The 8,562-nt window shown below is 67.7% G+C and carries 9 protein-coding genes; 6 read left to right on the top strand and 3 right to left on the bottom strand.

Features of this window, described 5'->3' with window-relative positions:
- Positions 1–208: 208 nt before the first annotated feature.
- The 3 genes from LDL49_RS50790 (at position 209) to LDL49_RS50780 (ending at position 2,238) form a co-directional block, all read left to right on the top strand.
- On the top strand, positions 209–1,192 hold the full coding sequence (locus LDL49_RS50790) for an LLM class flavin-dependent oxidoreductase (RefSeq protein ID WP_225302155.1): 984 nt from the start codon (positions 209–211) through the stop codon (positions 1,190–1,192).
- A 229-nt stretch (positions 1,193–1,421) separates the two neighbouring features.
- Positions 1,422–1,988 carry an ATP-binding cassette domain-containing protein gene (locus LDL49_RS50785; protein WP_308016294.1) on the top strand — a complete coding sequence of 189 codons (567 nt, stop codon included), beginning with the start codon at positions 1,422–1,424 and terminating at the stop codon, positions 1,986–1,988.
- Positions 1,951–2,238, top strand: coding sequence for an ABC-2 family transporter protein (locus tag LDL49_RS50780; protein ID WP_225302154.1), 288 nt, complete (start codon positions 1,951–1,953; stop codon positions 2,236–2,238). The genes LDL49_RS50785 and LDL49_RS50780 overlap by 38 nt, the downstream gene beginning before the upstream one ends.
- Before the next feature lie 22 nt (positions 2,239–2,260).
- Here LDL49_RS50780 and LDL49_RS50775 read toward each other — a convergent pair whose 3' ends face one another.
- Positions 2,261–3,040: a DeoR/GlpR family DNA-binding transcription regulator gene (locus tag LDL49_RS50775; RefSeq protein WP_225302153.1), complete on the bottom strand. Its 780-nt coding sequence runs from the start codon at positions 3,038–3,040 to the stop codon at positions 2,261–2,263.
- 189 nt (positions 3,041–3,229) lie between these two features.
- On the opposite strand from LDL49_RS50775, the gene LDL49_RS50770 reads away from it, so the two are divergent.
- Positions 3,230–3,484, top strand: a complete 255-nt coding sequence (locus LDL49_RS50770) for a hypothetical protein (RefSeq protein ID WP_225302152.1) — start codon at positions 3,230–3,232, stop codon at positions 3,482–3,484.
- Between the two features lie 110 nt (positions 3,485–3,594).
- Complete coding sequence (locus LDL49_RS50765) at positions 3,595–4,638, top strand: class I mannose-6-phosphate isomerase (RefSeq protein ID WP_225302151.1); 1,044 nt, start codon at positions 3,595–3,597, stop codon at positions 4,636–4,638.
- A gap of 80 nt (positions 4,639–4,718) precedes the next feature.
- Here LDL49_RS50765 and LDL49_RS50760 read toward each other — a convergent pair whose 3' ends face one another.
- Positions 4,719–6,539 (bottom strand): hypothetical protein, encoded by a 1,821-nt coding sequence (locus LDL49_RS50760; RefSeq protein WP_225302150.1) that lies wholly within the window; start codon positions 6,537–6,539, stop codon positions 4,719–4,721.
- Between the two features lie 225 nt (positions 6,540–6,764).
- Positions 6,765–7,805 (bottom strand): NAD(P)-dependent alcohol dehydrogenase, encoded by a 1,041-nt coding sequence (locus LDL49_RS50755; RefSeq protein ID WP_225302149.1) that lies wholly within the window; start codon positions 7,803–7,805, stop codon positions 6,765–6,767.
- A 100-nt stretch (positions 7,806–7,905) separates the two neighbouring features.
- On the opposite strand from LDL49_RS50755, the gene LDL49_RS50750 reads away from it, so the two are divergent.
- The gene (locus LDL49_RS50750; protein WP_225302148.1) at positions 7,906–8,493 is read left to right on the top strand and encodes a TetR/AcrR family transcriptional regulator; all 588 of its coding nucleotides are present in this window, start codon (positions 7,906–7,908) and stop codon (positions 8,491–8,493) included.
- Positions 8,494–8,562: the final 69 nt, after the last annotated feature.

Here is an 8,562-nt window from a genome sequence, read left to right as displayed (position 1 = left end):
GCCGACATGCCAATCAGCCGAGCTCGTTCGGCTTCGGTCAGATGGATCTCCGCCGCCGGCGGTCCAGAATGCGCCATATCCATCAGAATACAAATTTATCCGCCGCTTTTCCGGCGCAGAATACTAGCTACGGGGGGAGGAATACTGGCCGCCGAGGTAACTGTTCGGTCGCCGAAATATCCCCGACCCGTCCGCGGTTGCACCTTTCATGGCTTTCCCGCTCTCCATCCTTGACCTTGCACATATCGGCGACGGAGAGACGGCTGGCGACAGCTTCCGCGCCAGCGTGACCATGGCCCAGCACGCGGAGGAGTGGGGCTACCAGCGGATCTGGTACGCGGAGCACCACAACATGCCCTCCATCGCCTCATCCGCGACCAGCGTCCTCATAGCCCACGTAGCCTCACAGACCCAGACAATTCGCCTCGGGGCCGGCGGCATCATGCTGCCCAACCACGCCCCGCTGACCATCGCCGAACAGTTCGGCACGCTCGAAACCCTGCACCCCGGACGCATCGACCTCGGCCTCGGCCGGGCGCCGGGCAGCGACCAGCAGACCATGCGCGCCCTGCGCCGCAACCCGGCCTCCGCCGACGACTTCCCGCAGGACGTACTGGAGCTCCAGGGCTACCTGACCGGCGAATCCCGCATCCCGGGCATCGACGCGACCCCCGGCAAGGGCACTGACGTGCCGCTCTACATCCTCGGCTCGTCCCTGTTCGGCGCCAAGCTCGCCGCCATGCTCGGCCTCCCGTACGCCTTCGCCTCCCACTTCGCCCCAACCGCGCTGGAGGACGCCGTCGCGCTCTACCGGCGCGAGTTCCAGCCGTCCAGGCAGCTGGCGGAGCCGTACGTCATCGCCGGGGTCAACGTCGTCGCGGCGGACACCACGGAGGAGGCGGAGGCGCAGTTCCTGGACGCCAAGCGCAGCAGGGTGACCCGGTTCCTCGGCCGTGGCCAGACGTTCACCCCGGAGGAGGCCGACGTCATCCTCGCCTCACCGGCCGGGCAGCAGCTCCTGCAGATGGCCAAGTACTCCGGCGTCGGCACCGCCGCCGAGGTGCGGGACTACCTCGACCGCTTCGCCAAGCAGGCCCAGGCCGACGAGCTGATCGTCGTCTCCATGGCCCCCGACCGGAAGGCCTGGCTGCGCTCCCTCGAATTGCTGGCACCGGGAACAATCGGCGGCTGATCGCGGTTACATGACTCGTGGCCGGTGTGCCCAGTGTCCCCGGGCCTCACCTATTGCCTTCGCGGAATACCGTTCGGCTGGAGCCGCGTTGCGCCTTTCGCCGAGAGGCGACACGCACACCGGTACGCACTCGTAAGGCTGAGGCCCCGCCAGACCCCTGGCGGGGCCTCAGCTGTTTCTCGGCCGGAAAGTAGTTGCCGCGCCACATCCTTCACTGAAAGATGTCGCCATGATCAAGGTCGAGTCACTGACGAAGATCTTCCGCCGTCCTCGAACCTTCTCCGGCCCCATGGGCGCTTTGCGGACCCTCGTCACCCGCCAGTACGACGAGCGGATCGCCGTCGACGACGTCAGCTTCGAAATCCCCGAAGGCGAGGTCGTCGGCTACCTCGGCCCCAACGGCGCGGGCAAGTCCACCACCGTGAAGATGCTGACCGGCATCCTCACCCCCACCAGCGGCCTGGTCGAGGTGGCCGGACGGGTGCCGTGGCGGGACAGGAAGGCCAACGCCAGGTCCGTCGGCGTGGTCTTCGGCCAGCGCAGCCAGCTCTGGTGGGACCTGCCGCTGATCGAGTCGTTACGCCTGGTCGGCGACCTGTACGACGTACCCGCCGACCGTTTCACCACCTCGCTGCGCCGCATGCGCGACCTGCTCGGCCTCGACGACTTCCTGGACACCCCCGTCCGGCAGCTGAGCCTCGGCCAGCGGATGCGCGGCGACCTGGCGGCCGCGATGCTCTACGACCCTGTCGCTGCGCATGCTGGACACCGCCGCTCTGCGCGGGTTCCTGGATGACGTGTTCAGCAAGTTCGGCTCGTACCCGATGAGCGTGTTCGGCGGGGTTACGCAGTGGCTACTGACGTTCGTGCTGCCGGTCGCGTTCGTGGCGTACGTACCGGCGAGCGTACTGCTGGGCAAGGCCGCGTCACTGAACGTCCCCGCCTTCGTGGCGTACGGCAGCCCGCTCCTGGGCATCGCCCTGTTCACCCTCGCCTACCGTTTCTGGTGCCACCAGCTCCGGCACTACCAGAGCGTGGGGAACTGACCGGCCGCCGACGTCGGGGGCCTCATCCCACGGTGACCAGCTCCACGTCGGCGTCCTTCAATGCCACGGCGAGGTCCTCGGGCGGCGGCGCGTCGGTGACCAGGACCGATACCCGGTCGAGGCCGCAGATGTGCACGAAAGCGCTCCTGCCGAACTTCGACGAGTCGGCCACGACGACGACCCGCGTCCCTGCGTCGATCATCTGGCGCATCATCTGGGCCTCTTGCAGGTTGCTGGTGGACAGCCCGCCAACGGCCGAGATGCCGCCGACGCCGATCACCGTGGTGTCGGCGCTGATGCCCTCGGTGTCGGCGAAAGTCACCGGCCCAATGGTGACATTTGACGAGATGCGGCAGCTGCCGCCGATGACATAGAGGTCGCGCACGGCGTCCTGCGGGATCTCGGGGGGCAGGCGCAGATTGTTCGTCACCACCGTGAGGTCCCGCTTGCCGGCGAGCGCCCGGACCACCGCAAGCGTGGTCGTGCCGCCGTTGACGATCAGAGTCTCGCCGTTGGAGATGAGCTGCGCCGCAGCGATGCCGATGGCCTGCTTGGCCCGGTGGTGCACGGCCGCGCGGCTGTCGAAGGGGACGTCGGCCGTGGCCAATTCGTCCGTGCGCATCGCGCCACCGTGGGTGCGGGCGATCAGCTGCCGCTCCGCGAGGTGGTCGAGGTCACGACGCACGGTGTCCATGGACACGGCGAAACGTGCTGCCAGCTCGGCGACCGTGGCGTGACCGCGTTCGCGGACGTGCCTCACGAGTTCGGCGCGACGCTTCGCGGGCAGGGCCGTGTCCTGCATGATCCGCTCCTGCGATGCAGCTAGTTGCGGTTAGTTACAGATCTCTGCGACTTCACCGTTGACCAGTGCGCAGAAACAAGCATACTGTGGCAGATATCGGCAAGCCTGCCTAGGCGAATACGGCAGGAACCAGCACTCTTGTCATCCCCCGGACCCCTGTGTTCAGACTCCTGTGCCTTAGGAGAAGCGATGACAGCCAGCAGCCCCCGGCCCGCCGCACTGCGACTTGGTGACGCGGCGGCCACGGCGCCGCTGCTGGCCGACTGTGGTTCCCCGCCAGGCGGCGGCGCCGAACTGCTCGCGCCCGATCCGGCGAGCGTCACCTTCGCCGATGTCGTCGCCGCGAAGGACGCGGTGGTCCGCGCCATAGCCCCGTCGACCCCGCCGCCCGCGAGGAAGCCATCGCGGCGGCCAGGACGCGACTCGAGGAGCTCAACGCGGTGACGCGGAGGTATGGGCGCCCCTTCACACCGGCCTGGCCACTCGACGTAGTGGTCAAGGAACTACCCACCGAATGGTGCCGATCATGGAACGCCTGACCCGGGAGCACCTGCGTGACCAGCTACCTTCTGCCCGCGAACACTCCGCGCTCGTTCTACCGGGGTGCCGGGCGCATCAGCCGGTTCCGCGGGATCCCGTCCGTTGATGATCCCTATTATCCGGAGGATTGGGTCGCCTCGACCACCAGCCGGCACGGGGCGGCGCCCGCGGGACTGACCACGCTGCCCGACGGCCGCTCACTCGCCGAGGCGATCGCCGGCGATCCCCTGTGGTGGCTGGGAGAACAACACGTCGCGGAACACGGCGCCGACCCCGCGATCCTGGTGAAGCTGCTGGACGCGGGCGAACGGCTACCGCTGCACGTGCACCCCGATCGCCGATTCGCCGCCGACCACCTGGCCTCGCCGTACGGGAAGACCGAGGCATGGGTGATCGTCTCTGCCGAGCCGGAGGCGGCGGTGCATCTCGGCTTCGCCAGGGACGTCGAGCCGGACGAGCTGGCCCGCTGGGTCGCGGACCAGCGAATCGATCAGATGCTCGACGCCACGAACCGCGTACCGGTGCGGGCCGGCGACGCCATCGTGTGCCCGGCGGGCCTGCCACACGCCATCGGGGCCGGGGTCCTCATGGTGGAGGTGCAGGAGCCGACCGACTTCTCCGTACTGCTCGAATGGACGGGTTTCGCCGTCGACGGCCCGGCCGTCGGGCACCTGGGGCTCGGCTACGACCAGGCGCTCGGCTGTGTCAACAGGAGCGGCTGGGGCGCGGAACGGCTGAACGAGCTACGCCGCGCCCGCCAGCCGGCGGGTGACGCCCGGCCCGGGGTCCGCCGCCTCTTCGCCGAGCTCGCCGACGAGTTCTTCGCCGCCGAGAGGCTTCGTCCCGATCCCGTCAGCGTCTTGGAGCCGGCGTACTCGATCGTCGCGGTCACCGATGGCGCCGGGATCGTCACGAGCGAACATGGCCCGCCGGTCCCGGTCAAGGCCGGAGACACGCTGCTCCTCCCGTACGCGGCCGGGTGGTGCACCCTGCGCGGCGACGCCGCGGCGGTGCGCTGCAAACCAGCCCATAAGTCCACTGAAGGCTTGCCGGATTGAGACGTCCTCCAGAAGTGCGCAGAGGACGGCCCCGCCGGGTCAGGCGGGGCGCCTCGGATCAGGAAGGTCGCGCGGTCACATCAGTCGCAGTAGAAGTCCTTGGTCTTGCTGTAAGACCAGCCCGGTGTGCCGTACAAACCTCTCTTCTGGATCTGGAGCCAAAGCGCCGTCCTGTACCAGACTCGGTATCTTGGCTGGTAGTGGCAGTTCTTGTAGGTCGCCACGACCTGCCCCTTGCACTTGGTCCACTTCCCACCGTTGTGCGCGATGACGTGCCACTGGTGATCACCGATCAGGTTCCAGGCCTCGAGATCCACGCCGGCGTGGCACCTGTCAGGAGGACCCGCACTCCCTCCGCATGACTTCTTCTTTCCTTTGGCGTGGATGTCGTGAGAGGTCTTCGTGAGAATGAACGGCCTGGAGGCCGAATAGATGCACCATGACGTCCACGCGGCCTTCGTAGCCGCCGACGTGTTCGAGGGCGAGGCGGCAGCCGTGGCGTCATCGATGCCCGCGGAGACAGTGGGAGACTGCAGATCGGCGGATACGTCATCGGGGTCGGAATCATCAGTCGGCACCGCGGTCGGCATGTCGGGAACGGTGTCAGGGCTCCCGCCCGTCGGGTCTTCGGCCGGGGCCGGGGCGCCGTCGATGGGGGTCTCGTCCGATACGAAGTACCCGCTGACCGCGACTTGGACGTGCACGGCGCCGGAACTGTGGTTCGTCAAGGTGATCTTCTGGTCGCCGCTGGTGACCACGGTGTCCGACCCGCTGGCATTTCCCAGGCCGGCGGGGAAGGAGACGCTCGGCAGATTCGGGTCACTGCTGTCCGCCGGATACACCGACAGCCAGCCGGCCTGCTGCGCGTCGCGTGTGGTGATGGTGAGCGCCGCGGCGGAGACCGAGTCAGGCGCCGCGGCGAGCTGCGAGGAGTTGAAGGTCAAGGACTGCCCGGCGGGGATCGCGGTCGCGTTGGCGGTGTCGGCGATCGTCTGAGGTGCGATCTCCGTGTAGTTCAGGCCGTCCGCGCCGTCCCCCTCGGCGGTGAAGTAGCCGCGGATGGTGATCGAGGCGTTGATCGGACTGCTGCCGTGGTTGGTGAACGCCAGCAACCCGGTCGCGTTCAGCGGGACGATCTGGGAACTGGTGGTCTGCCCACTCGCGGCCGTGTAGTCGAGTGCGCTGACGTTGGGGTCCAGCGACAGAACCGGATAGATGGACACCCAACCGCCCGCGGTCTGGTCCTGCACGGTGATGTTCAGGGCGACCGCGGTGGCTCCACTGGCGGGAACGCCCGCGTGACCGTTGACACCGAAGGCGGCTGAGCTGTTCGCGCCCAGCTTGTTCCCCGGCAAGCCCCAGTTGTCGCCGCGGATGGTGTCGTAGAGGTAGTGGTCAGCAGGCACGGGACTGTAGGTACTCCCCGATACCGAGCCGTTGTCCCCCAGGTAGAAGCCACTGGTGGAGACCGTGGCGTCGACGGCGCCGGCGCTGGCATTGGTGACCGTCACCTTTCCCTGCGCGTTCACCTCGATCATGCCGGTGTTGGAGGCGCTCTGGCCGGCCTTGAAGCTCAGCGCGCTCACCGAAGGCGTCTGGCCCGCCGGACCCACCTTGAACGAACCATTCTGAGCGGGATTGATCGCTTCGATGGTCATGAAAGCCCCGGCGACACCGGCCGAGGGGATTCCCGTACGCCCGGTGACCTGAAAGGTCACCGATCCGTTGGCGGGAATCTTCGCCTTCGTCGCGCCGGTTCCGGTCCGGGTGTCCAGCAAGGCGGTAAAAGCCATGGGAACGAAGTGGCCCGCGGTCGCGGTGTCCGCGCGCGCCTCCCCGTTACCGGATATGGGCGGCGCCATGAACCCGAATGCCGTAGAGACGAAAGCGACGACGACCATGATGATCGCACGCGCCCTTCTTGGCGTGTACCCGCGCGCCGCTCTGCTAGCTGATAATCGTGTGCTCATTGATGGTTTCCCTCCTCCGCTAGGTCCCCTGACCATACGAATGAGGCCCATGAAAAGCGTCAAACCTGCGTATTACTTGGAGCGTCCAGACGCCGTACTCCCTACCGGGCGACCTACAACTTCCGTGGTATACGAACGGGGACCTACGCGCGGGCTTCAGGGCAAGTCAGACATGTCGAGCACGAACCGGTAGCGGACGTCGTTGCGCTGAAGACGGTCGAGGGCTTCGTTCACGCGCGCCGAGGGGAGGAGCTCGATCTCGGCGGTGATACCGCGCGCGGCGCAGAACTCCAGCATGGCGGCGGTAGCGGGCCGGCCACCGCTGCCCGCGGAGCTGAGCCTCTTACGCCCGACGAGCAGATCGGTGGTCTGTACGGTGACCGGTCCGAGGTGCCCGAGGTGGCTGAGTGTCCCGTCCATGGCGACCAGCCGCAGGTACGGGCCGAGATCGTGGGGAGCGGAGATGGTGTCGATGACCACCTCGAACTGGTCCCGGCCCGCGGCCATCTGCCCCGGATCCGTGGAGTCGATGAGGTCGTGGGCCCCGAGGCGACGGGCATCGTCGATTTTGTCCGCCGACCGGCTGATGACCGTGGTGTCGGCGCCGAGCGCCACGGCCAGCTTGACCGCGAGATGGCCCAGGCCGCCAAGTCCCGCCACGGCGACGCGAGCGCCCGGCCCCACGCCGAGTGAGTGCAGCGGCTCCCAGACGGTGACCCCGGCGCAGAGCAGAGGTGCCGCGGCGGCAGGGTCGAGGCCGGTGGGGAGGGGGTAGGCGAATTGGTTGCGGACCACGTATTCGCGGGAATAGCCGCCCAACGTGGTCGACCCGTCGCGGCGGTCGGTGCCGCCGTAGGTCAGGGTGGGGAACTCGTGGCAGAAGTTCTCCTGGCCGGCCCGGCACATGGCGCACACGCCACACGAGTCGACGATGTTTCCGACCGCGACCGGGTCGCCGGCGGTGAATCGGGTGACTTCGGGCCCGATCTCGGTCACCACCCCCGTGAACTCGTGGCCGGGCACTAGAGGCGTGCTCGCGTCGCCGGGATGGGCGCGGACAGCATGCAGATCGGTGTGGCAGACACCGCAGTAGTCCACACGTACCGCGATGTCGTCTGGCCGCAGATCGCGCCGCTCGAGTGACACCTGCCGCAGTGTCGCGGAACCGTCCGCTTGCCATCCCAGTGTGCTCCTCATGTACATGGACTCCTTTTAAACAGACTGTTCGGTCTATCGCACACTAGCCCTCGGCCGACCGCAAAACAAACCAACTGTTCTGTTTGATAGAGTGGACGGCATGGCCGATCAGCCCCTGACCTCCCGTGGCGCGGCGACCCGCGGTCGCATGCTCGACGTAGCGACTCAGGAGTTCGCCGAATACGGGATCGCCGGGGCACGCATCGAGCGGATCGTGGCCGCCGCCCGCACCAACAAGGCGCAGCTCTACGCCTACTTCGGCAGCAAGGAAGGGCTGTTCGACGCCATCTTCGCCGACTCGCTGGAGCGGATCGTGAACGTCGTCCCGATCGACGCCACCGACCTCGCGGACTGGGCCGTACGCCTCTATGACGAATACCTCCGCCGCCCCGACCTCATCCGGCTGGCCACCTGGGCACGGCTGGAACGACGTCCCGCCGGCCACCTCGTCGACGACGCCGACCGTCTCGACGACCACAAGCTGCGCGCCATCGCCGAGGCGCAGGCCGCGGGCATCGTAAGACCGGGTGATCCGTTCGACGTGATGGCCCTGGTCATCGCGATGTCCATGGCATGGTCGCCCGTCAGCAACGTCTATGCCGCGACGGCCGAGGAGCCGCCGGAGCTGCACGAGCAGCGTCGCGCCCTGCTCCGCGAGAGCGTCAGGCGCGCCGTGACGACCGGCTAGGTCGATCGTGTTCGGAAACGGCAGCGGCCCCCCGGACTACCCAAGCCGGGGGGCCTGATGTGTGCCGCC

The organism is Nonomuraea aurantiaca (assembly GCF_020215705.1).
Taxonomy (GTDB): domain Bacteria; phylum Actinomycetota; class Actinomycetes; order Streptosporangiales; family Streptosporangiaceae; genus Nonomuraea; species Nonomuraea aurantiaca.
Note: the sequence above shows the minus strand (reverse complement) of the source record. Positions and strands in the feature narration are given on the sequence as shown.

Coding starts and splice junctions, on each gene's coding strand:
- LDL49_RS50760 (WP_225302150.1), bottom strand. CDS start 6,539: ATGGTCGTCGTCGCTTTCGTCTCTACGGCATTCGGGTTCATGGCGCCG.
- LDL49_RS50755 (WP_225302149.1), bottom strand. CDS start 7,805: ATGAGGAGCACACTGGGATGGCAAGCGGACGGTTCCGCGACACTGCGG.
- LDL49_RS50750 (WP_225302148.1), top strand. CDS start 7,906: ATGGCCGATCAGCCCCTGACCTCCCGTGGCGCGGCGACCCGCGGTCGC.
- LDL49_RS50785 (WP_308016294.1), top strand. CDS start 1,422: ATGATCAAGGTCGAGTCACTGACGAAGATCTTCCGCCGTCCTCGAACC.
- LDL49_RS50790 (WP_225302155.1), top strand. CDS start 209: ATGGCTTTCCCGCTCTCCATCCTTGACCTTGCACATATCGGCGACGGA.
- LDL49_RS50775 (WP_225302153.1), bottom strand. CDS start 3,040: ATGCAGGACACGGCCCTGCCCGCGAAGCGTCGCGCCGAACTCGTGAGG.
- LDL49_RS50780 (WP_225302154.1), top strand. CDS start 1,951: ATGCTGGACACCGCCGCTCTGCGCGGGTTCCTGGATGACGTGTTCAGC.
- LDL49_RS50770 (WP_225302152.1), top strand. CDS start 3,230: ATGACAGCCAGCAGCCCCCGGCCCGCCGCACTGCGACTTGGTGACGCG.